Origin of the sequence: Sporichthya polymorpha DSM 43042, assembly GCF_000384115.1 — a bacterium.
Lineage (GTDB): Bacteria > Actinomycetota > Actinomycetes > Sporichthyales > Sporichthyaceae > Sporichthya > Sporichthya polymorpha.
In genome coordinates this window covers 2020098-2042840 of record NZ_KB913029.1, presented here as the reverse complement: position 1 = coordinate 2042840, position 22743 = coordinate 2020098, and the positions used below count along the sequence as shown (strand labels likewise).

18 protein-coding genes and 1 tRNA gene are annotated in these 22743 nt (G+C 71.4%); 3 read left to right on the top strand and 16 right to left on the bottom strand.

Going from position 1 to position 22743, the window contains the following annotated elements; translation table 11 throughout:
• Positions 1 to 62 precede the first annotated feature (62 nt).
• The 3 genes from SPOPO_RS0110125 to SPOPO_RS32650 are packed head-to-tail and all read right to left on the bottom strand — an operon-like array spanning position 63 to position 2924.
• Positions 63 to 833, bottom strand: a complete 771-nt coding sequence (locus tag SPOPO_RS0110125; protein ID WP_019874659.1) for a YaaA family protein — start codon at positions 831 to 833, stop codon at positions 63 to 65.
• 9 nt (positions 834 to 842) lie between these two features.
• The gene (locus SPOPO_RS0110120; RefSeq protein WP_019874658.1) at positions 843 to 2420 is read right to left on the bottom strand and encodes a hypothetical protein; all 1578 of its coding nucleotides are present in this window, start codon (positions 2418 to 2420) and stop codon (positions 843 to 845) included.
• A 39-nt stretch (positions 2421 to 2459) separates the two neighbouring features.
• Positions 2460 to 2924 (bottom strand): hypothetical protein, encoded by a 465-nt coding sequence (locus tag SPOPO_RS32650; RefSeq protein WP_051098342.1) that lies wholly within the window; start codon positions 2922 to 2924, stop codon positions 2460 to 2462.
• A 283-nt stretch (positions 2925 to 3207) separates the two neighbouring features.
• Here SPOPO_RS32650 and SPOPO_RS0110110 point away from each other — a divergent pair, with 283 nt between their 5' ends.
• The gene (locus tag SPOPO_RS0110110) at positions 3208 to 4419 is read left to right on the top strand and encodes a pyridoxal phosphate-dependent aminotransferase (protein ID WP_019874657.1); all 1212 of its coding nucleotides are present in this window, start codon (positions 3208 to 3210) and stop codon (positions 4417 to 4419) included.
• 96 nt (positions 4420 to 4515) lie between these two features.
• On the opposite strand, the gene SPOPO_RS0110105 is transcribed toward SPOPO_RS0110110, so the two are convergent.
• Together SPOPO_RS0110105 and SPOPO_RS28805 are read right to left on the bottom strand one after the other, a co-directional pair.
• The gene (locus tag SPOPO_RS0110105; RefSeq protein ID WP_028984661.1) at positions 4516 to 5322 is read right to left on the bottom strand and encodes a flagellar biosynthesis protein FlhF; all 807 of its coding nucleotides are present in this window, start codon (positions 5320 to 5322) and stop codon (positions 4516 to 4518) included.
• A 285-nt stretch (positions 5323 to 5607) separates the two neighbouring features.
• Positions 5608 to 7530, bottom strand: a complete 1923-nt coding sequence (locus tag SPOPO_RS28805; protein ID WP_156869771.1) for an LCP family protein — start codon at positions 7528 to 7530, stop codon at positions 5608 to 5610.
• 207 nt (positions 7531 to 7737) lie between these two features.
• On the opposite strand from SPOPO_RS28805, the gene SPOPO_RS0110095 reads away from it, so the two are divergent.
• On the top strand, positions 7738 to 9396 hold the full coding sequence (locus tag SPOPO_RS0110095) for a long-chain fatty acid--CoA ligase (protein ID WP_019874655.1): 1659 nt from the start codon (positions 7738 to 7740) through the stop codon (positions 9394 to 9396).
• Between the two features lie 56 nt (positions 9397 to 9452).
• Here SPOPO_RS0110095 and SPOPO_RS35870 read toward each other — a convergent pair whose 3' ends face one another.
• Positions 9453 to 11837 (bottom strand): PAS domain-containing protein, encoded by a 2385-nt coding sequence (locus SPOPO_RS35870; protein ID WP_028984660.1) that lies wholly within the window; start codon positions 11835 to 11837, stop codon positions 9453 to 9455.
• Between the two features lie 195 nt (positions 11838 to 12032).
• On the opposite strand from SPOPO_RS35870, the gene SPOPO_RS0110085 reads away from it, so the two are divergent.
• A tRNA-Ser gene (locus tag SPOPO_RS0110085) sits at positions 12033 to 12122 on the top strand.
• Between the two features lie 25 nt (positions 12123 to 12147).
• Here SPOPO_RS0110085 and SPOPO_RS28800 read toward each other — a convergent pair.
• From SPOPO_RS28800 to SPOPO_RS0110035, 10 genes are all read right to left on the bottom strand, one after another.
• Positions 12148 to 13416: a S8 family serine peptidase gene (locus SPOPO_RS28800; RefSeq protein WP_019874654.1), complete on the bottom strand. Its 1269-nt coding sequence runs from the start codon at positions 13414 to 13416 to the stop codon at positions 12148 to 12150.
• Between the two features lie 18 nt (positions 13417 to 13434).
• Entirely contained in the window at positions 13435 to 14868 is a 1434-nt protein-coding gene (locus tag SPOPO_RS0110075) for a type VII secretion protein EccB (RefSeq protein WP_019874653.1), read from the bottom strand.
• The gene (locus SPOPO_RS34790) at positions 14858 to 15325 is read right to left on the bottom strand and encodes a hypothetical protein (RefSeq protein WP_019874652.1); all 468 of its coding nucleotides are present in this window, start codon (positions 15323 to 15325) and stop codon (positions 14858 to 14860) included. Before SPOPO_RS34790 ends, SPOPO_RS0110075 begins: the two co-directional genes overlap by 11 nt.
• A 10-nt stretch (positions 15326 to 15335) precedes the next feature.
• Positions 15336 to 16061, bottom strand: a complete 726-nt coding sequence (locus tag SPOPO_RS0110065; RefSeq protein ID WP_019874651.1) for a hypothetical protein — start codon at positions 16059 to 16061, stop codon at positions 15336 to 15338.
• The gene (locus SPOPO_RS0110060) at positions 16058 to 17011 is read right to left on the bottom strand and encodes a hypothetical protein (RefSeq protein ID WP_156869767.1); all 954 of its coding nucleotides are present in this window, start codon (positions 17009 to 17011) and stop codon (positions 16058 to 16060) included. The genes SPOPO_RS0110065 and SPOPO_RS0110060 overlap by 4 nt, the downstream gene beginning before the upstream one ends.
• A 100-nt stretch (positions 17012 to 17111) precedes the next feature.
• A complete protein-coding gene (locus tag SPOPO_RS0110055; RefSeq protein ID WP_028984659.1) occupies positions 17112 to 17969 on the bottom strand; it encodes a hypothetical protein in 858 nt (285 codons plus the stop codon).
• 35 nt (positions 17970 to 18004) lie between these two features.
• Positions 18005 to 19408: a type VII secretion integral membrane protein EccD gene (gene eccD, locus SPOPO_RS0110050; RefSeq protein ID WP_019874649.1), complete on the bottom strand. Its 1404-nt coding sequence runs from the start codon at positions 19406 to 19408 to the stop codon at positions 18005 to 18007.
• A gap of 101 nt (positions 19409 to 19509) precedes the next feature.
• Entirely contained in the window at positions 19510 to 20919 is a 1410-nt protein-coding gene (locus SPOPO_RS34325; RefSeq protein ID WP_156869765.1) for a hypothetical protein, read from the bottom strand.
• Entirely contained in the window at positions 20912 to 22096 is a 1185-nt protein-coding gene (locus tag SPOPO_RS0110040) for a S8 family serine peptidase (protein ID WP_245541705.1), read from the bottom strand. Before SPOPO_RS0110040 ends, SPOPO_RS34325 begins: the two co-directional genes overlap by 8 nt.
• 62 nt (positions 22097 to 22158) lie before the next feature.
• The gene (locus SPOPO_RS0110035; protein WP_019874646.1) at positions 22159 to 22743 is read right to left on the bottom strand and encodes a hypothetical protein; all 585 of its coding nucleotides are present in this window, start codon (positions 22741 to 22743) and stop codon (positions 22159 to 22161) included.

Sequence of the window (22743 nt, the reverse complement as noted above, 5' to 3'; positions counted from 1 at the left end):
GACACCCCTTACTGCGCAGTAAGGGGTGTCACCCTTTTTTGACGGAGGCGGCCGTACCGGAGTCAGACCTGGTCGATGCTCAGCTGCCAGGTGCCGCCGGCGCGGGGCGGGGCGGTGAGGAGGCCGGGGAAGCCGACGGCGGCGCAGGCCTCGGCGAGGGCGGCCGGGGTTCGGGGGTCGGCGTCGGAGCAGAGCAGCGCGCGGGCGAGCCGGCCCTTCGTCGCCTTGTTGTGGTGGCTGACGACCTTGCCCTGGTGCGTGACCTGGACGGTGACCGTCCGCTCCGCGACGGGGCCGGACGGACGCCAGGCCGCGGCGTAGGCCCCGGAGCGCAGGTCGAGCAGGACCTTGCGGCCGACCCAGCCCGGCAGGACCTCGCCGAGCGGGCCGCGCCAGGTCCCGGCGACCGTGCCGAGCGCCGGCAGCGTCGCGCCGCCGGAGAGCCGGTAGGGCGGGACGCGGTCGTTCGGGCGCAGGACGCCCCACAGCCCGCTGGAGATCAGGACGTTCCGGTTGGCCCGGCGCTTGGCGTCGGACGGGAGGTCCAACAGGCCGAGGTGGTCGAACAGGACTCCGCTGTAGAGCTGAGCCGCGGTCAGCGTGGGGGCCGTCTCCAGCCGGAGGTTGCGGACCAGGTCAGCGGCCTGACCAGCCGTCAGATCCAAGACCTCGCGGGCCTTCTCGGCGTCCCCGGCGCACAGGTCGGCCAGCGCGGACATCACGGTGCGACGCGTCTCGGTGAGCGCGTCCGCGAACACCAGCGTCGACAGGTCGAGCGGCTTCCCCCGGCGCGCTTCGGTCTTGCCCTCCGAGGGCGGGAGCAGGATGAGCACCGAGGGAGGCTATCCCGAAGCCGGCGGCACCGAACGCCAGACCTCGACCAGTCCGCGCTCGGTCGTGCCCACCTTCTCGAAGCGCCGCTCCAGCACCAGACGCGTCTCCTCCAGGACGTGCGCGGCCGGGCCGACCGCCTCCGGTGCACCCACGACGAGGACGTAGAAGGGTCCGGAGGGCGAGACCGCCGGCAGCTGCGCGAGCGCGATCTGGGGCGGCACCTGACCGAGCCCGGTGAACTCCGGGTCGAGGACGGTGCGCGGGTTCGCGCCGGCCCGGAACCGGGCGGGGAAGTAGTCCAGGACCGCCTCGTAGTGCCCGACGTCGACGGCGTGCCGACGGGCCGCGAGCTCGCTACCCAGGTGCCGGGTCGGGTCCCACGCACGGTTGCGGCCGGCGTCGGGGCCGTAATTCGCGAACCGGAGCGCGACCAGCGTCGAGCCGGGCTCGACGAACTGCGCGGCGGCGAGGTACTCGTCGGCGAGGTCGGCGTAGTCGGCGAGCTTGGGCAGACGGACCAGGGCGAGGGCGGCGGTCGCGACGACGAGCGCGGCCGCGGCGGCGAGCGCGACCCGGGGCTCCGGGGGCCGGGCGGCCAGCCAGAGGAGCGCGAACAGCACCGGGAACACCGCGAGCCGCTCGTCGATCAGGCCGAAGTCGAGGCCGAAGCTCGTCGGGGTGACGAGGACCAGCAACGCCGCGGCAACGGCCGCCAGCCCCGCCGCCGCGCTCGCGGCGCGGGCGCCGGCGGCGGGGACCGCCCGCCGGGCCACGAACGCCAGCGCCAGCAGCACGAGGGCCACCGCCGCGGCGACGACGTCCTCCCACCGGGAGTACGTCGTGACCGTGGTGTGCAGCGAGACCAGTCCGGCCGCCCGGCCGAGCGGGTTGGTCCAGGTCGGGCCGTCGCCGGAGTCGGTGTGCAGCAGGTACGCCAGGCTCAGCCCCGCACCCGGGAGGACCGTCGCGACCGGTGCCCACCACGCGCGGCGCTCCCGCGGGCCGGTCACCACCGTCGCCGCGAGGAACAGCACCGCCGCGGCGAACGGGACCAGGTGCGTCAGCCAGGTCAGGGTCAGCAGCGCGGCGAGGGCGAGGGTGGGGCCGGCACGCCAGTCCGGGGCGGCACGGAGGGTCAGCCCGATGCACACCAGCGCGAGCGCGATCCCGAGGCAGTAGTTCCAGAACCCGTAGAAGTACAGGTAGCCGAACGACAGCGGCAGGGCGGCGATCGCGAGCCACGTCGACTCCGGCCGGACCGCCCGGAGGGCGTACCGCAGCGCCAGCGGGGTCCCGAGCGCGGCGAGCAGCAGCATCACCGTCGCGGCGAAGCGCAACCCTCCGAGGTCGACCAGCGCCGCGAGCAAGCGCGTCCCGGCGAGGTTCGGCGTCGGGAACCAGTCGAGTTCGTAGTAGCCGGCGTAGATCGGCTCGTCGTGGTCGGCGATCGCGCGGGCCCCGAGCAGGTGCGCCGGACCGTCGACGGAGTGCGGCGGCGACGCGACGATCCAGAGCGTGGCGAGGACGATCGGCGCCCAGAACAGGGCGGCCAGGATCGCGGGTTCGCGTCCGGCCGTCGACCTCATCGCCGCGACTCTAGGGCCCGGCCGGCCGGGCCGGTCGCGTCAGGCGGAGATGGGGCACGTGGCCGTGATGACCTCGTCGCCGGCCGGGGACGGCGCGGGGACGGCGGGGGCAATCGTCGGGAGAACCTCGCCGCGACGGTGGGTGCCGGTGCCGGCGAAGGTCTCGGCGGCGACGCCGTTGCGGACCAGCAGGCGGGACAGGCGGAGCCCGCCGCGGGCGGAGCCGTCACCGGGAGCCTTGCGCTGGACCACCCAGATACGGCGGTCGGCCAGGTGCGCGGCGTTGCGCTCGAGGAACCGGGACATCTCGCGCTGTGCGGCCCGGGACTGGCTCGACCACCCCAGGTACACCGCGACGTACGGCTCGATGGACGCGACGTACGTGATCGGCTTGACGTCGACCTCGAGACCGCCGACCTCGGCGATCTCGCCCGCGACGTCGGCAGCGTGCCGAGCCGTGAAGCCCGCGCTCGCGGCGTAGGCGACAAGCACCCGAGCCGACATGTGTCCCCTCCGGATGGGTTCAGCCCCACTGCCGCCGATGGTAGGTGCGGCGGCGAGCGAAGCAGCGAATCTATCGGTGGCGGCACGGAAACTCGAGAGGCTTCGGAGGGGAAGATCCCGCCCGAATCCGGACGAATTCCGTGATCCCGCATCAGGAACGCACAGCAGGAACGTCCGGAACTTCGGCACCGCGAGCGGCCGCCTTGACCCCCGGTCCGCACCCGGCTCCCGGACGGCGCAAATCTCCGCGCGGCCGCGGTAGGCGCAGCCCTACACTCGGTAGGTGGAGATCATTCAGTCCAGCAAGCTCGCGAATGTCGCGTACGACGTGCGTGGCCCGGTGCTCGAAGAGGCGATGCGCCTCGAGCAGACCGGCCACCGAATCCTCAAGCTGAACATCGGCAACCCGGCCCCGTTCGGCTTCGAGGCCCCTGACGACATCCTCCAGGCGATCGTGCGGAACCTCCCCGCCGCCGCCGGGTACAGCGACTCGAAGGGCATCTTCTCCGCACGCACCGCCGTCGCCCAGTACTACGCGAATCAGGGCATTGCGGACATCGACGTCGACCAGATCTATCTGGGCAACGGTGTCTCCGAGCTGATCGCGATGTGCCTGCAGGCGCTGCTGAACACCGGCGACGAGGTGCTGATCCCGGCGCCGGACTACCCGCTGTGGACGGCGATCACGTCCCTGTGCGGCGGCCGCCCGGTGCACTACCTCTGCGACGAGGGCGCCGACTGGATGCCCGACCTCGCCGACGTCGAGGCCAAGATCACCGCCAAGACCAAGGCGCTCGTGATCATCAACCCGAACAACCCCACCGGCGCGGTGTACTCGCGCGACCTGCTCGAGGACCTGCTCGCGATCGCGCGCCGGCACAACCTCATCGTGTTCGCCGACGAGATCTACGACCGGATCCTCTACGACGACGCGGTCCACGTCCCCGCGGCACTGCTCGCCGACGACGTCCTCACGATCACCTTCGGCGGCCTGAGCAAGGTCTACCGGATGGCCGGCTTCCGCTCCGGCTGGGCCCTCGTCACCGGTCCGCGCCAGCACGCGCGCAGCTACCTCGAAGGCCTGCAGGTCCTCGCGAACATGCGCCTGTGCGCGAACGTCCCGTCGCAGTGGGCGATCCAGACCGCGCTGTCCGCGGCTCACGGCGTCGACGACCTCGTCCTGCCCGGCGGCCGGCTGATCGAGCAGCGCGACGTCTGCTACGAGATGCTCAACGACATCCCCGGCGTCTCCTGCGTGAAGCCGAAGGGCGCGCTGTACTGCTTCCCGCGCCTGGACCCGAAGGTCCACCCGATCGTCGACGACGAGCGCCTCTGCCTCGACCTGCTCCGCAGCGAGCGGATCCTGCTCGTCCAGGGCCGCGGCTTCAACTGGCCCCGTCCGGACCACCTCCGGATCGTCACGCTCCCCCATGTCGACGACCTCAAGGAAGCGATCACCCGCATCGGCCGCTTCCTGGAGACCTACAAGCAGTAGCGCCGGTTTCACGTCGAAAAAGGGTGACACCCCTTACTGCGCAGTAAGGGGTGTCACCCTTTCTTGACAAGGACCCGGAGCGACGGCCCGGGCGACTCAGGCGGAGCGGCGCTCGCGGACCAGTTCCCGGCGGGCGAGGTCGGAGACCGCCATCGCGAGCTCGGTGGCGAGGTCGAGGGCGCGGCCGGTGCTCGGCTTCTCGCGGAGGTACCAGCAGGCGAGCTGGACGATCGGGCCGGCCTTGTCCGGGTGGGCGAGGATCGCCTCGCCCACCGTCACCTCACGGGCGCTGCTGCCCGCGAGGGCGTACCACTGACCCTTGGTGAACCCGAACTCCGGGTCGCCGAGCGGCCCGACGAGCGTGACGTCGAACTGCGGCGCCGGCTCGGCCTCGACCCGGGACTCGACGCGGGGCTCCGGTCGGGGCTCGGGCCGCGACTCGACGCGGGGCTCCGGCCGCGACTCGGCGCGGAGGGCGTCCAGGGCCGCGGGCGACTCGGGGACCCCGCCCAGGGGCGGCCACGTGCCGGCGCGGGGCAGCGGGCCGGAGGGGTGCTCGCCGAGGTCCAGCTCGACGGGCTGGGTCTCGATGGCGAGCTGCGCCTCGCGGCGGGGATCCCGCGGGGGGACGACGATCTCCGGCGCCGGCACCGGGGCCGACTGGGCGACGCGGACCTCGAGGGCCGCGAGCTCGGTGAGGGAGTCGCGCAGGTTCGTCGACTCGGAGGCGAAGGACCAGTTCGGCAGGGAGGCGAGACCCAACGGATCGACCTCGTCACGCACCGTGCGCTCGAGCGGCGTCGCCTGCGGAACCGCAGTGGATGCGGGCCACGGGTCGACCAGCGGATCCCAATCCGCGGGAAGGTCGGCGTCGAACGACTCGGAACCTGCGTGGCGGGCCATGGACAGTACGCCTCCTCACCGGTAGCGGTGCCGGCTCGGGTCTCGAGCGAGCGGTCCGCCCCAGCGCTGGTGTCGTGGTGGGGATCGGGGTGGTCCTAAGCAGAGTCGGCCCGTGGGACATAGCCGTCAAGCCGGACAGCCCCGGCTTTCAAAGGGCTTGACCCTCGGGGGTCGGATTGGGCGAATAGCCCTGATTTTCCAGCAGATTCGGGCTCTCATGCCCGGACCGACACGGCTGCGCTCCGCAACGACTCGGTCGCGATCAGGCACCGGATCGGTCGAAGATCAGTAGCCGCAGACCTTGTCGAGCGACGCCGCCGCCGAGGTCGGGGTCGGCGTCGGGGTCGGGGTGGCGCCACCCGTCACCGCCGTCGTGGTCCCGGTCTTGGTCCCGGCCTTCGTCCCGGTCTTGGTGCCCGCCTTGGTCCCCGTCGCCGGCGTCCCGGTCGCGGCGCCCGGGGCCGACGGAGTCGCCGCCGGGCCCGAGCCGAGGGCGTGGCGGGTCCGGGTCGCCTCGGCGATCGCGAGGCGGACCTGCTCCTGGATGTAGGCGAAGTCCGGGTTCCCCGGGTCGAAGGCCGAGGAGCGGACGAACGTCAGGCTGGTGACGCGGGCGCTCTTGGCCTTGCCGGCGAGCTCCAGCAGGTCGGGCAGTGCCTGGCGCGGGATGTCGGTGAGGATGATCCGCTTCGCGGCCCCGGCGAGCTCGGAGAAGTTCGTGAGCACGTTCATCGGGCTGGCCTGGCGGGCGATCGCCCCGAGCAGGCAGCGCTGGCGGTTCATCCGGGAGTAGTCGTCGGAGTCGAACCGGGAGCGGCCGTACCAGAGCGCCTCGTAGCCGTTGAGCTTGCGCCGGCCCGGCTCCAGGTAGTTGTGGGGCTGCTCCAGGACCCGCCCGTTCGCGTCGTGGCTGCCACCGATCGGCAGACGCCGCTCGACGTTGATCGTCACGCCGCCGAACGCGTCGACGATGTCCCGGAACCCGTCGAGGTTGACGAGGATGAAGTAGTCGACGGGCTGCCCGACGGTCCAGGAGAAGGTCTGCTTGATCAGCTCGCCGCCCGGGTACTTCGTCCCCGGCATGACCGACTTGTCGTTGGACGCGTAGAGGTAGACGGCGTTCATCATGTCGTTGAAGCCGTTGGGGAACCGGCGCGCCATCTCGGTGCCGGGCGGGAACTGAACCTTCATCAGGTTGCGCGGCAGCGACGTCAGGACCGTGCGCCCGGTCTGGGTGTCGATGCTCGCCAGGATCATCGTGTCGGTGCGGACGCCGATGCGGTTGTCCCCGCCGTCCCCGCCGAGCAGCAGGACGTTGACGCGCGGCTTGTTCGCGAAGAACCCGGTGGCCGGGCCGAAGCCCGGCGGGGTCTGCGGCTGCTTGACCGGCAGGGCGGGCATCGCGAGCTGCATCGTCGGGGTCGTCGGGTTGTCGAAGATCGTGTTGAGCAGGTCCAGTTGGACGTAGGCCGTGCGCGCGCCCATGGCGAAGGGCGCGGCGACGCCGATGGAGAGCGCGGCCACCACCCCGGTCGCGAAGGCGCGCTGGCCGGCGCGCAACTGCTCAGGTCGGTGCACCGACCAGGAGCTGAGCACGACCAGGACCCAGATCAGGCCGAGCGCGGAGAACAGCGCGATCATCAGCTCGAGCTCGGTCGGCTGGACCGAGAGCTCGACGAGCCGCGTCCGCGGGACGGCGAGGAGCACGAAGGCGACGGCCACCAGCAGCGTCGCGAACGACCCGGCCATGACCAGGCCGACCCGGCGGCGCCCGGCGGCGATGTGCGCGAGACCCGGGATCAGCGTCCCGGCGATCGTCCAGCGCAGCGCCCGGGCGACGGTCTGGACCGGCTTCCGCCGGCGGCTGACCCGCGGCGGCAGGTCGATGACGTCGTCGAGGACGGGGGCCGGGACCTCAGCCGGGACCTCAGCCGGGACCTCAGCCGGGACCTCAGCCGGGACCGCAGCCGCGACGTCGGGTGCCTCACTCAGCAGAGCGTCGACGAGGGAGTTCTGCTCGGCGACGGCCTCGGCGGCCAGGGACTCGACGGTCGCGGCGAGGGACTCGACAACGGGGGTCTCAGCGACGGGGTCGACCGGGGCGGCTGCCGCGTGCCGACCCCGCCGTGGAGAACTTTCGGGTGCCGGGCCTTCCCGGTGCACACCGGAGCGGCGTCGACCGCCACCCGAAGCACTGTGCGCACCCATCGCGAAAGCCCCACAGAAAAGTCCAGGCTCCACGCTGAGCCGACCGACACCTTTGACTAAGTCGATTGAAACGGACTCGCGTCGGAGCGCAATACCCGGGGTGATCAAGATTCAGTCATCGGAGTTCGCGATGACAACGTGGCAGGTCAATGCAAGGATTCGGCCACCTGAGGAGGTCCCTGGTCCCCCAGCCCGAAAGGCCGGCTCATGCGCAGCACCATGCAGCAGTACCCGCTCAATATCTCCCAGATTGTCCGTTATGCGTCGACTTTCCACTCGTCGTCGGAAACCGTCACGTGGACCGGCGAGACGACGCGACGACGGACCTACGGCGAGGTCGGGGCGCGGTCAGCGCAGCTGGCCAACGGCCTTCGGTCGCTCGGCATCACCGGTGACGCCCGCGTCGGCACGTTCATGTGGAACAACAACGAGCACCTGGAGGCCTACGCGGCCATCCCGTCGATGGGTGCCGTGCTCCACACGCTGAACATCCGGCTGTTCCCCGAGCAGCTCGTCTACATCGCGAACCACGCCGAGGACCAGGCCGTCATTCTCGACGGCTCGCTGATCCCGCTGTTCGCGCCGCAGCTGCCGCAGATGAAGACGGTCAAGCACGTCATCGTCAACGGCGAGGGCGACCGCTCACTGCTCACCGGCCACGCGGCGGTCCACGACTACGACGAGCTGCTGGCCGCCCAGTCGGCGGACTTCGACTTCGAAGCCGCGAGCGCCGGCGTCGACGAGACCGACGCCGCGGCGATCTGTTACACCTCGGGCACGACCGGTAACCCCAAGGGCGTCGCGTACTCGCACCGCTCCATCTACATGCACTCCATGTACGTGCTGACGCCGATGGCGTTCGGGATCAACGCGAGCGACAAGATCCTCGCCGTCGTCCCGATGTTCCACGCGATGGCGTGGGGCCTGCCGTACGCGGCGCTGTTCTCCGGCGCGAGCATGCACATGCCGGACCGCTTCCTGCAGCCCGAACCGCTCGCGGCGTTCATCGAGCGCGAGAAGCCGACGGTCGGCGGCGCGGTCCCGACGGTCTGGAACGCGATGCTCGCCTACCTCGACTCGCAGAACCCGCCGCCCAAGGTCGACTCGCTCCGCGACGTCGCCATCGGCGGCTCGGCCTGCCCGCCGGCGCTGATGACCGGCCTGGAGGAGCGGCACGGCATCCGCGTCCTGCACGCGTGGGGCATGACCGAGACCTCGCCGCTCGGCTCGGTCGCGCGGCCGCCGGCCGGGCTCGGCCCGGAGGAGACGCTGGCCTACCGGCTCACGCAGGGTCTGCTGCCGTGCGCGGTCGAGGGCCGGATCGTCGACGACAGCGGGACGGTGCTCCCGAACGACGGCAAGGCCGTCGGCGAGCTCGAGGTCCGCGGTCCGTGGATCGCCGGCGCGTACATCGAGAATCCGAACATGCCCGACCCGGACGCCCAGCAGGACAAGTTCCGCGACGGCTGGCTCCGCACCGGCGACGTGGCGATGATCAGCCCCGACGGCTACATCACCCTCACCGACCGGGCGAAGGACGTCATCAAGTCCGGCGGCGAGTGGATCTCCTCCGTCGACCTGGAGAACGCGATCATGGGCCACCCGAAGGTGGCCGAGGCCGCGGTCATCGGCATCCCGGACCCGAAGTGGGACGAGCGTCCGCTCGCGGCCGTCGTCCCCGTCGCGGGCGAGGAGGTCACCTTCGAGGAGCTGCGCGACTACCTCGCCGACAAGGTCGCGAAGTGGCAGCTCCCGGAGAACTGGGCGATCGTCCCGGAGGTCCCCAAGACCAGCGTCGGCAAGTTCGACAAGAAGGTCCTCCGCCAGAAGCACGCCGACGGCGAGCTCTCGGTCACGACCTTCTGAGGCCCTGACGTCCGAAGAAGTGGCTGCTATTGCGGCCACTTCTTCGGACGTTGTGCTCAACGCCGGGGCGCGAGGCTCCCGATGTGGACGAGCAGGTCCGCGAGGCGGTCGTCGGTCCGGGGTGTCTCGCCGCGGGCGCCGATCCCGACGAGGGAGGCACCGCGCTCGAGGCGGGAGACGTAACCCGGAGGCATCCCGTCGAGGGTGTAGACGAGCACCGGGGTGCCGACGAGCAGCTTCGCGCTGACGAGCCAGTCGAGGATGCCGGGGTTGCCCTCGGCCTCGGTGTCGAGGCCGAGCAGCACCATCTCGGGCGGGCCGACGGCGGCGCGCAGAACGGCCTCGTCGGAGTTCTTCGCGTAGACGGCCTGCATGCCCTTCTTCAGCAGACCCGCGCCGAGGGCGGTCGCGAGGGCCGGGTCCTGCTCGACGACGAGGACGCGCGCGGCGCCGGAGCGGCCCGGGGCTCGCAGGGCGCTGAGCAGGGACGGCGGTTCGAGCACGACGCCGGAGTCCTCGAGCGCGGCCTCGGTCAGGCCGGCGACGACGACGAGCGGCAGCGAGGCGCGGTTCGCGGCGGCGCGGAGCTCGCCGAGGGTTTTGCGGCTGACCGGACCCGCGAGCGGGTCGACCAGGAGCACGCTCGCGTCCGGGTTGTTCAGCTCGCCCACCTGCGCGACGCGGGAGACGCCGGCGGCGGGGGCGCCGCGGTCGGACAGGGCGCCGGAGAGCCCGGCGGCGGCGTCCGGCCAGACGAGCACGGCCGGGTCCGCACCGAGCGGGGCGGCCGGGGGCTCGGGCTCGGCCGGCGTTTCGGCGGAGGCGCTGACCGATCGCAGCGAGCGCGTCGGCATCGGAATGACGGAGCCGACCGGTCCGGCCTCGCGGGTGGGGCCGTTGGTCTGGGCCCGGAGCTGGAGAATCTCCGCGCTGGGGGCGGGGATGTCGGCCGGTGTCTCGAGCGCGAGAGCCTCGACGACGGGGACCTCGACCGACGAGACCTCGACCGGGGGCTCCTCGAGGGGAGCCGGGGCCGCGGGGACCGTGACCGAGGGCAGCTCGACGACGTAGCCGCGGGCACCGGTCGTGGACGGCTCGAGCAGGAAGCGACCGCCGTGGCGCTCGACGACGACCTGGACGAACGCGAGGTCCGGGTCGGGCCCGGTCTGCCGGCCGCGGTGCGGGCGGAGCCAGCGCAGCAGCGGGTTCTCCTGGGTGGCGTCGGCGACCTTGCTCTCGCGGACGCCGATGCGGACCTTCTCCCCGACCGCGGCCACGGTGAGCGCGACGGAGGCACCCGGCGCGCTGGACTCGACGGCGGCGCGGAGCAGCTCGCCGACGGCGAGGCTGAGGCGGTGCGGGTCGCTGGCCACGGCCGCAGGCTCGGTGGCGAGGTTGACGGTCACCTGGCGCTCGGCGGCGAGGGCGGAGATCGACTCGACGGCGGTCTCGAGCACCGGGGCGACGTCGCCGGGCCGGGTGGCCACGGTCACCTGATTGGCCATCAGGTTCTCGTAGTCCACGGCATCCGCGGCGATCTGCCGGATTCGCTCGAGTTCGCCCGCGACCGTCTTGGGGTCGGTGAGGTCGGACTCGGCGAGGGTGGTCAGGGCCGTGAGGATCTCGTCGTCGAGGATCGCGAGCAGCCGGTTGCGGCGGCGCTCCTCCTCGACGGAGCGGGTGACGTCGGTGATCGCCGCGACGGCGCCGACGGTCGTCTCCCCGTCCTTGATCGGGACCGCGGAGACCTCGACGGGAACCGGGCCGCCGTCCGAACGCCAGAAGACCTCGCGCTGGCGGGAGATCCGCTTGCCGGTGCTGAGCACCTGGCCGATGGGGGTCTCCGCGGCCGGGTACGGCGTCCCGTCGAGCTTGGTGTGCCAGGCGAGGGCGGGGAGCTCCTTGCCGGCGACGTCCCCGAGTCGGGTGGCGAGCAGTCGCCCGGCGGCGGGGTTGGCGAGAACGACCTTGCCGTTGAGGTCGACGCCGCAGATCGCCTCCTCGGTCGCACGGAGGATCGCCTGGGCCTGCTGGCTGGTGCGGACGAGCTCGGACTCCAGCGGCGCGCTGGTCGCCTCGTGGAGAACCAGAAGGAGGTGATCGGGCGACCCGGCCCACGGGACCAGGGCGCGGAAGACGTCCACCGGGAACGTGGAGCCGTCGAGGGCGCGGGCGGTCATCCGCTGCGTGTCGCGGGCCCCGGACGGCGCGGCGTGCCGGCTCTTGCCGGCTCGCTCCGCGGCGGGGCCGAAGTTGGGGAGGACGTCCACCACGAGGCGCCCGATCAGCGGCCGCGTCGCCCCCGGCGCCTTGAAGACCTCCAGCGCCCGGGCGTTGGCGTTGACCACCGCGCCCGCCGGGTCGATGAGGAGCAGGGCATCGGGAAGGTGGTCCAGGATCGTTGCGAGCAGAGCGGTGTTCCGACTCGGCCGGCCTGCCACGAAAATGCCACCTCCGCGTCCGCGCGTGTCCCCACGGGACATCCACCGGGGCCCTGGACGTGACCTCGGGGAGGATCCTCATCCTTCCACGCCGACCTTGATCCATGACGCCAGCCCGCGCGGACAGGCCGGACCTTTGCCGGTTACTTCCAGCGACCGGTAACCTTGCGACGTTCTCCAGCCGGGGAACAGTCGGGAGGCTTCGCCTAGTCCGGTCTATGGCGCCGCACTGCTAATGCGGTTTGGGTCTCAAGCCCATCCCGGGTTCAAATCCCGGAGCCTCCGCCCCACGACGAACGGGTTGGCCCTGTCAGGGCCGACCCGTTCGGCTCAACGGGCTCCCGCGGACAAGCAGGCCGAGGACGAGGAACAGGCCGACTCCGGCCGCGCCGGCGAGCAGCCACAGGACCGCCGCGTCCCGGGCGTCCTGGCGGGGGTCCGCGGCACCGACCTCCGCGGTCACCAGCGAGACCCCCTGCACCTCGGTGACCGAGACGAGTTCCGCGGCCGGGGCCGCCGTTGGCTGCGGCTCGCTGCGCACCAGGGCGAGCGCCGCCGTCGGCCGGATCAGACCCCAGCCCGCCGCGTCGGTGCGGGCGCCGGTCACGGCCAGCGTGGCCGTCTCGGTCAGGCGCTGGGCCAGCTCGTCGGGCGACTCGTCAGGGAAACGCTCGCTGAGCAAGGCGGCCGCGGCGCTGACGAAGCCGGTGGCGAAGCTCGTCGACGGGACGTCGGCAGCGAGCACGCAGTCACCGCCGAAGAAAGGGGCGAGCACGCTGGAGCCGGGACCCACCACGTCGATGTGGCGGCCGTGCACGGAGTCCGTCCCGATCTCCCCGCGGCCGTCGGCGGCCGTGACGCCCAGGACGCCGGGCAGGGCGGCCGGGTAGCGCGGGCCGTCCGGTAGCCGCTCCGTGGTGGTCGTCGCGCCCTGGTCGACCCGGTTCCCGCCGCTCGCCACGACGAGGGACCCACGTTGCCGCGCGTACGCGACGGCCGAGGTGAGGCCGGCGTCCGCCTTCGGAGCGCTGATCGACACGTTGATGACGTCGGCGCCCTGCTGCGCGGCCCACCGGATCCCGGCGGCGATGCGATCGAGGCGCGGCAGGTCCTCCGCCGTCACCTGTGGCCCCGGTTGGGTCGCGACGAACACCCGGACGGGAAGGATCTTCGCCTCCGGCGCCAGTCCGACCAGAGCTGAGTTCGGAACCTGGCGGCCGGCGACGACGCCCGCGATCGCCGTGCCGTGGCCGTAGCCGTCGGTCCAGCCGCGCGGGTCCTTGTCCCCCTCGATGAACGAGCGGCCCGGCAGCACGGCGTCGCGCAGGTGCGGATTGCCCTGGTCCACCCCGGAGTCGACCACCGCCACGACGACGCCTTTGCCGGTGGCGCGGGTGTTCGCCGCCGCCCCGTCGACCTGTGCCAACGCGGCGGACGGCACGTCGATCAGGACCGGGGCCGCCGGGTCGCAGCCTCCGCTGGTCGCAGCGACCGCGGACGGCGCCGCCGCGGCGGGCAGCAGCAGGGCGGGCGTGAGCAGAAGACCGAGCGCGAGGCCCGCCGCCGTCCTTTGTCCCACAGATCGCACAACCACGCCTCAGCGCCGCCGGCCGGCACGGCGACCCGCGGGTGTCGTTGCCGTTCGCGTGGTGGCGGCGGACTTCGCGGGGTCGGCCGGTGCCGCCGCCTGCTTCTCGATCACGCCGACGTCGAGCACGACGCCATCGGCGAGCGCGTCGATCCAGCCCGGGAGAACGAAGGTCGGACGGACCCCGCCGTAACCGAGCCGCGTCTGCTCGCCGCGGTTGCCCAGGGGGTACGCCTTGCCGACCGAGTCGACGAGGACGACCGGGCTGTCCGTCCCGCTGCGGACCAGCGCACCGTGGGCGGCGTCGACCTCGATGACGCCGTTGGGTTGCGGCGTGAGGTAGACGTTCGGGATCGGCTCAGCGAGCTGCGTGACGGGACCGCCACGCGGGGTCGCACTCATGATCACGCAGGCCGCGGTGTTGTCGAGGGCGTACGGGGCCGGGAGGTCACGCGGCCAGTCGGCGGTCGACGCCAGGACGGTCGGGAGGTTCTCGGCGAGCTTGGCCGGCGCAACCGGCAGCACCACCGGCTTCGCCGGGTTCGCGAGTTGGTAGAGCCGGTACTGCACCTCGGTGAGCGGGAAGGCACCCTCCGCCGTCGCGAGGTACCGCTCGGGACGGTCCTTCACCAGGAGCAGGTCACCGTCCACGGTGCCCGCCGGCAGCTTCGCCGACGCCGGCAGTGCGGCACGACCGGCCGGCCCCGGGAGCGCCTTCAGGTCCGAGCCAACGTTGAAGAGGTTCAGCCACTGCGCCGGCATGTCCAGCGGCGCCGCCGTCAGACCGAGCGCGGCGCGTGCCTGCTGCGACACCGGAAAGCGCCGGTGCCCGGCCGCACTGCCGGCGATGAGGAACTGCTTGCCGTCGGCGATCGAGCGCACGACGAGAGCGTCGCCGGGGACGGCGGTCGCCGCCGGGGTCTCGCTGATCTGCAGCGACCAGCCCGCCGGCGTGACGCCTCCGTCCGCCTTGGTGGTGCGGGCGATGGCGCACCCGGTCCACCCGGACTGGATGAGGTCCTCGGCCCGCGGGACGGCGTCCGGTGCGCCCTCGATGCCAATGGTCGGGCCCGCGCGGAGTTCGGCGATCTTGTCCTCGGGCGCGAAGACGACCTCGAAGTCCTCCGGCGGGATGACCAGCCGCGCCGAGGCGGTGTTGCGGACGGGATACGCGACGCCGTTCTGCGCGAGATAGCGCGCGCCGGTGTCACGGGCCACCACGACCTTGTTGTCGTCCCAACCGTCCTCGACCGTCGGCTTCACGGCGCCGGTGAGGGCACCGGCGCCGATGACGAGCGCACCGACCACGACGCCCGCGACAATCGGCCCACCCGGACGGTTGGGCTCCACCTCGCGACCACCCGGCGCGCCGGAGACGAACGCCGTGACGAGTCGGCGCCGGTTGTAGGCGTAGGCCTCGACGAGGTCCTTCTTACTGGCCACGGCGCATCTCCTGGTCCTCGGCAGCGATCTGGGCCACGGCCGCGCGCAACTGCGCGAACGTCTCGAGGATCTCGGCCCGCGGGTCGGGGCGGCCCGCCAGCTGGTCGTTGTCCAACGACTCCGCCAGCGCGTTCGTGAATGCCTCGGCGCCCTGGTCGATCTGGGTCCGCGTCTCCGCCGCCTCCGGCGAGGTGTCCGCACCCGAGACGACCGCCTCCCAACTGGTCTGCCCGGCGTCGATCCGCTCCTGCAGCCGTTGCTGTTCGGGCCCCAGCTCCCCCGACCGGGCCTTCTCGGCACGCTCCTGCTCGGCTTCGTCTCGTTCGCGCCGAGCGGCCTCTTGCTCCTGGACGAATTCCACCTGGAACTGCCGCATCTCGGCCGACGCCTCGCTCACCGCTTCCCTGACCTGGGTCAGCAGTTCCTGCAAGCTTGGGTCGTTCTGAGGGGTCGTCATCTGATGCTCCTCAGCCAACGCCGAACTTCACACGCGACGTGTCGTCCATGTACGTCCCGGCTACGGTCGAGCCGAGGATGCCGATCTTGCCGACCATCTTCTGGACGGCGGCGATGGCCCTCTGCACCAGTTGGATCACCTGCATCACCCGTTGGATGCTTCTCATGATCCGATTGAGTTGGTTACAGAACCGCACTGCGTCTTGGACAGCGGTCAACGCTGCGACGCCCCACCCGATGCCGACGAAAGCAGCCTGGGCAAACTTCCTCATCACGATGTCGTTGAGGACACTCAGACCAATCATGAGCGTGTCGCTCGCCAGCCGGGACACCTCGACGACATGCCGCAGCTGTTCGGCGAGGATCGTGCAGCCCTGAGCCTGCGTGCGGTGGTGCTCTTCGAAGTCGAGGAGCATCTCTCGTGCGTTCGTCGCCGCCTCGCCGGTCCACACGGTGAAGAGCTGTTCCGCGCCGTCGTGCAAATTGATCGCGGTGGCTTCGAGTGCGAGCGCCAGGCGGTCGTATCCCCGTGCCGCGAACTCCAACTGCGTCCAATCACCGGCCAGTGGTTTGACGGCCTGTTCCAGCACACTGACGCCGAAGAACTTCTGGCATCCCCAATCGAACTTTCCGATGACGAAACCGGCGGCCTTCTGCAGGTTGGCCACGTACTCGCCGTTGTCGACCGGAGCCGGCGGGGTAAGCACCGAGACCGGGTCGTACGTCTCCGTGATCACCGTGACTCCCTCAGCTCGCGAGCAACTGAGTCGTCGACCTCGTCGTTGGCGATGCCGGCGTACCGGCCGACGTCCTGGATGGCGTCGAAGGCTTCGTGCGCTTCGTCGAGAAGTCCGCGCGCACCGAGGGTCGGGTCTTCCGCGATCGACTTCGCGGTGGAGTACGTGTCCACCGCGTTGTTCGTCCACGCCATGCCCTCCGCCAGGCGGTGCTGCGTGGCGGCGTTGTCGATGTAGTTGCCGCCCAGTTCGAGCCGTTCCGAGGCCTTGTCGACGAGGTCCTTCTTCAGCGCCTTGGTCGGGTCGACGAACTTCTCCGCGGCCTTCAACCGCTCATCCTGCGCGCCGTGCCATTTGTCGAACCCGACCGGCTCGTCGGGCACGAAGCGGGTGCCGTCAGGGCCCTCCAACCGGTTGTGCATCCGCTCCAAGCGGTCGGCGAGCACAGGCTCCCCGTTCCATTCGACCGTCTTGGCGCTGACCTTGCCCCACGCGTCCGTCGTCGGTTTCACCCAGGACTCGTACGCGTCGACCACTGAGTCCGCCGGGCCGGTCACCGGAGTTATGGCGCCGGTCATCGTCTCGCTGAGCTTGTCGACCTTCTCCCACAGGCCGCCGCCGGGAGCGCTCTTCTCCGGCGGGGCGAACGGACCGCCCGGCGGAACCTTGTCGAGGCCGCTCCCGGCGGTTCGGTAAGGGCTGACCGTCATCTGGTAGGCACTGGCCAGCCGCGCGAACGCGATGTAGTTGTCGTTGTCAGCCTTTTCGTAGTTCTCAGCGGTCTTCTCGCAACGCTCGGCCAGCATCTGGTTGGCGTCCCGGCTGACTTCCAGCCCTTCGGTCGCGTAACCGAACGCTTTGGAATAGGTGGGACGAAGCAGCAGGAGCACACCGTCGAAGGCACCGGCCGCGGAGCAATGTTCCTGCAGGAAATTCGCCATCGCGGCCACGTGTTGGGACTGCCGGTGCAACAGGTCGCCCAGCTGGCGGATGCCGTCCAGGTCGGCAGTGACCTCACTCATCAGTCGCCTCCCGAGACCTTACGGACCGTCAGATTCCGAGCGTGTTGGTCTGTGCGCGGGACTCGGACATCCGCCGATGACGACCGGTACCGGCGATGAGCAGACCGCCGAGTCCGATCAGTCCGAGCCCGGTCTGGAGCAGCCCGATCGCGGCCGCCCCGGCCTTCGGCATGGGACCGGTCGGCAGGACTCCACCGATCGTGGAGCCCGCGAGGGCCATGGCGCTCGACCGCTCCGCCGCTTCACCGGTGACCGCGGTCCGGGTGGGATCGACCGCCGTCGTCTCCACCGCACGGGGGGCTGCGGCGGCGTCGTTCCGCGCCGAGTCCGCGGTGGCCTGAGCCCGCTCGTCCCGATTCCGTGACGCCTGCGTCTCGTCGAGGTCGCCGGTCGGCGCGCCCTGGGTCGCGTCCTGTTCGCCCGGCACCTCGCCCTGCGTCGGACCGTCCGAGGTGGGGGCGTCCTCGCCGGTGTCCTCGCCGGTGTCCTCGCCCGCGCGGTCCCCGGTCGCGTCCCCCGCTTCAGGGGCGCGTTCCCGCGAGAGATCCAAGGTCCGCTGGGGGTCGGTCAGAGGGTCGCCGATCTGGTTGACCGTCGACTCGACCACGAGGCCCGGACGATCAATGTCCTCCTTGCCCGGCGGGATCTGCGTCTCCGCGAGGTCTGGGAGAGTTTGCTCCTCCTCCTGCGCATCGAACAGTTCGAGCGTGGCGAGCGCGGGCCGCTCGGCTCCCTCGGGCGTCCCGTCGGCCGGAGGCGGGTCGTCCAGCAGCTGGCCGGCGTCCTGGACCGCGGCGGCGCCGGCCGCGGTGGCCACCGGCATGCCGACCAGCAGGGCAGCCGAGAGCGCGCCGGCCACGGCGACTCGGGATCGGTTGAGGTTCACAGCAGGTCCCCTTGTGAGCCAGTCCTGACGTACTGTCAGAACACTTCGGGCTGAACGGCCGCGGCCAGACCGGACGCAAGAACGAGGAGCGGCACGAGCGCCATGACTGTGCCGCTCTCCGCGAGATCCGCGGCCTGGCGGGCGCGCAGTGGCACGCCGCCCGGGCGGAGGGCCGCGAGCAGCACGAGGATGCCGACACCGGCGCCGATGCCGGCGAGGGCCGGCCGCCAGTCCGGATGCAGGACCATCGCGCTGATCACGAGAGCGATGGCGGTGCCGACGCCACCGGCGACACCGATCGCGACCTCGCCGTAGGTCCGGAACGAGCGCGTGCGGAGCAACAGCGCCGCTGCGGCCGCGCCGGCCAGAGCCGCACCCGCCACTCCGAGGTCGACGACCATCGGCGTACTCGCGACCACGAGCAGCGCGACGGTGGCGGACAGCGCGAGCAACATCTCCCGACCGATCGCGACGCGGTGGCCGACCTCGTCCATCTCCAGGGGCTCCGGATCCTCCAGGAGCTCGGCGGTGGTCTGCGGGTTCGGCGGGTGCAGGCCGGTCGCGGCGGAGGCGAAGCTCGGCAGGACGAGACCGACCAGCATCGCGACCACCAGAACGACCGCGGCCGCGGCGCCGGGCTCGGCGTCGTCGGCGCCGGCGAGCACTCCGCCGCAGGCGGCCGCCGCGGCGCCCACCGCCAGCGGGGGCAGGAACGCGAAGCGGGTGCGGCCGAGCGCGGCCATCCCGATCACTCCGACGGCCAGGACCATGCCGCCGGCAATGGCCATCGGGAGACGCAGGACGGGCTCGTCCTCCGCCGCGGCCAGGCCGGCCGCCGCGGCGTAGGGCGCCGCCAGCCAGGCCACCACGGTGCCGACGAGCTGTTCGTCCCGAGCGCGCGCCAGAGCCGTGCCGGCAGCGAGAAGGAGCACCGCGGCAATTGAGCCACCGACCAGGACCGGGACGCCTTCGTCGCGCGCCAGACCGAGAGCGACCGCGCCCACCGCCAGCAACGACACCGCGGCGATCAGCCCGGTCCAGCGTGCCGCGGCGGCGTCCCACGGCCGCCAGGCGCGTTCGACGGTGTCGGCGACGGCTTCGACGACATCGTCGTAGACCCGGGGCGGCTCGTCGTCCGCTCCGACCGCGACCAGCAGGATGTCGCCGTCCAGGACGCCCTGGTCCGCGAGTCCGTAGCCGGGGTGAAGCGCGTCGCCGTCCGCCCGGACGAGGCGATACCCGGCGTGCGCGGTGGTGGCGTCGAGGACGCCGACCTCGGCGGCGAGTTCGGGCAGGAGCTCCGCGACCGGAAGCAGGCCGGGAACGGCGAGGTCCACGCGTGTGGTGCCGGCCCGGAGGCTGATCCGGACCAGACCGGCCGGGTCCGCGGCGCGCGCTCCGGACGACTCGACAGCGGGATCGATGATCGTGTCCGTCATCCCGTACCCCGTTCTCCTGGTGCCTGGCTGATCTTGTCGCCGCGGCGATCGCGCTGTCCACCATCTGATGGTTTGTCCACATCCGGCCGAGGCCGGACCCGTCAGCCCCCGTCGAGGAACGGGTCGTCAGATTCAGGCTCGATCGTTTCCCCGCCGCCGTTGCCGCCGCCGCGCGAGCCCGCCCCGAGGACGGCGTGCTTGACACCGCGGCGGCGATCACGGGGACCGAGCTCGGGCCCGTCGCCGTAGCGCTTGCCCCCGCCCTTCTTGTCCCCGCCGCCGCCGGCGCCGCCGCCCATGCCCTGGCCGAGCATGCTCATGGCGTTGCCCTTGGCCCCAGCGGCACCCGCCGCGGAACCACCGAGGACGCCAGGTGCGGCACCGAGTCCACCCGCCGCGGCCGCCTTCGCTCCTCCGAGTGCACCGGCCAGCCCGCCGCCGACCCCAGCCAACGACGCCCCCGCTCCCGCCGCCGCCGCACCTCCGCCGCTGAGCCCGCCACCCCCGGAACCGCCGCCGGGGCCACCGGACCCCCCTCCGCCTCCGGGGGCGTGCGGCGCGCTCCCGTCGGGATTCCGGTCGACGCCGGGTGGTGCCTGGAATCCTCGGACGGCACCGTCCGCCGTAATTCGTTCATCGAGCGAGGGCATGCTCTCGCCGATGCTGCCGTGGGAGTGGCCCGAGGATGCGAACGGTCCAAGCCGGGGGTCGCCGCTCATCGATGCCGCGCGATAGCCCCGGGATCCCAACGGCGAGCCGGACTGGGGTTCGATCGGACCGTCCGACTCGGCGCCGTCGCCGAACCGCATCCCACCGCCGTAGTCCTGAGACCAGCGACCTGGCGTGTCCGTACAGGCTCCTTCCACGGCCTCGCCGTGAAGAGATGCCGCGCTGTCGAAGTCTCTCCACGTGCTTTCGATCAGACGAAACTGATCTTCGCGCGAGAGTTCTCGTCGCTCAGCGTTGTCGCCGGCGACTGCCAGAGCCGCGAGCGGTGCAACAGGGCCACCGAGTAGCGCGCCCTTGTTGATGATCGCGGTCGGATTCTTGGCGACGGCGCCGACCCCGTCGGCGACGTCATCGACGAATTCGACCACGTCGGGCCCCAAAGAGGGTCCGATGCCGGTCCCGAAGAGGCCACCTTTCGGCTTCGGCTTCAGCGTGGTGCCGATCTGAGTAGACACGACATCGGTGACTCTCTGGACGTCTTCAAGTCCACCCGCGAGCGCGAGCGAAAGATCCTGCATCGCCCGCCCGTGGCGGGTGAACTCTTGCGCTAGCGCGTCGAACGCTGCGGTCGCAGCGTCTGAGGCCGTCCCGACCCAGGCCGCCTTCCGGTTCGACGAGGGATTCGATGCACCGGAGAGTTGCTCGGCGATTTCGATCAGTTCTTCCCCGGCGTCCCACCAGCCCTTACGCGCTTTCTCAATGTCCCCGAGTGCGAGACGCGTCGTGACCACCAGGTCGTCAAGCCACTGCTGGGCTTGTTCCTCGGGGTACGGGTCAGCCATGGCCTCCCCCAACTGCGCTTCGACGACGGCTCAGAATGAAGGCGGCGGCCGCTCCGACGACGATCAACAGACCGAGCCCGCTGGCAAGGAGCCCCATCGAGCTGCCACCCTCGTCGGCCTCTCCGGCGGCGGATACCGGAGTCCCGTTCACCTGGCCGGCAGTCGCTGAACCATCTGGAGTAGCAGCAGCTTCCCCTGCCACAAGCGGATTGACGTCCGGCCACCGTGTCGGGTCCGACGCCAGCAGCTTGGGCACCGAGATAACTCCGTAGCCGGTTTCCAAGTCCTTGCCGAAGGTGCGAGTACCGCCGGGGTTGTGGATCAGGTGTTGGATCAACTGGTTGGCCGAGGCATCTGGGTACTTGGCTCGCACCAACGCCAGACCGCCGGCAACCAACGGCGCGGCCCCGGAGGTTCCGTCGGCTCTTGCGTCGCTACGCCAGCGGTTCCCGTCGAAACCACCCGTCTGAAGGTCCACACCAGCAGCCGAGATGACAAATGCTTCGCGGTTGCCCTCGACGTTGTTTTTCCAGGGCTGGGCGTGCCGGTCCACGGCCGCGACGGCGACCACACCCGGGTACGCCGCCGGATAGTTGACTGCCTTGTCCTCAGGACCATTGCCGGCTGCAGCCACCACCACGACGTCACGCTGAAGCGCTTGCAGTAGCGCTTCATCCAGCTGTTTCGTGGAGGTCGGTCCGCCCACCGACAGATTGATGATCTGGGCACCGTCGTTCACGGCGGCGTCGATGGCCTCCCCAAGCCGATCACCAGGGTCTGCTGTGCATTGCAGGCCCTCGCGAGCCGAATCATCGACGCTGTACGTCCGGACCGTGGCATCCGGGGCGACACCGGCCACGCCGACTCCGCCCGCGGTGGTGCCTTTCCCATTACCGATGATGTTCACCACCACGCTGGTGGCGTGATTCGCTATCGCGCCCGTGCCCGTTGGCTTGTTCGAGCAGAAACTCTTCACGGCCTTGACGTCTTGGCCTTTCAGCTCAGGAACTGAGAGGTCGATCGGGCCGTCAATGACGGCGATCGTGACGCCCTTGCCGGTTGAGATCTTGTGCGCCTCGGCGAGACCCATGGCCTGGTACCACCACGAGTCCTTCCCGTAGCCGTCGTCAGCGAGGGGTCGCCCCGCTGCCGGGCTGGCGATCGCCTGCGCGCCCACGAGGCCGAGGGCGGCTGCGGCGAGGGCCAGACGCCCCCGAGAACCAAGACGCACGTTCACTCCTAACTCAACGCATCCGTGCCGGACGGCTTCGGCTCTGCGGGCTTGGCGGGCACGGCGGCCGGCGGCGGCTCGGCCGACGCGGCCGGTTCCGGGAGGGTGTCCGGCTGGACCGTGGTGGGGGAAGGGGCTCCCGGCGCAGTGGCGAGGGGCGGCGGTGGCAGCGAAGCCGGGGTGCCGCCGTGCTCGGCCCGCTCCCGTTCCCAGGTCGCGGCCGCGGTGTACCCGCCCTCCCCGGAGAGGACGGCGCCGAGCTTGGCCAGGGCCGCCCCGACCTGGTCGTCCTGGTCGCGGTAGGTCTGGATGACCTTGCCGAGCTTGTCGACCAGCGTGTCGACGTCGTTGGCCAGCGCTTCCAACGTCGGGCGGTACACGTCAAATCCCCACTTGTGACGCTCCGCGAGCTGCTTGGCATGCGGGATCGGTCCGAACATGTCCACCGACAGCGGGACCTCGGTGAACTTGTTCGCGACGGAGTGGGCCCGCTCGGAGAGCGGGATCAGCACCTCACGCAGGTAGGCGTCGAGACTCTCGACGTCGACCTGGACCTCACCGGGATTTCCCGGTGAGGTCATCGGCGTGCTCAT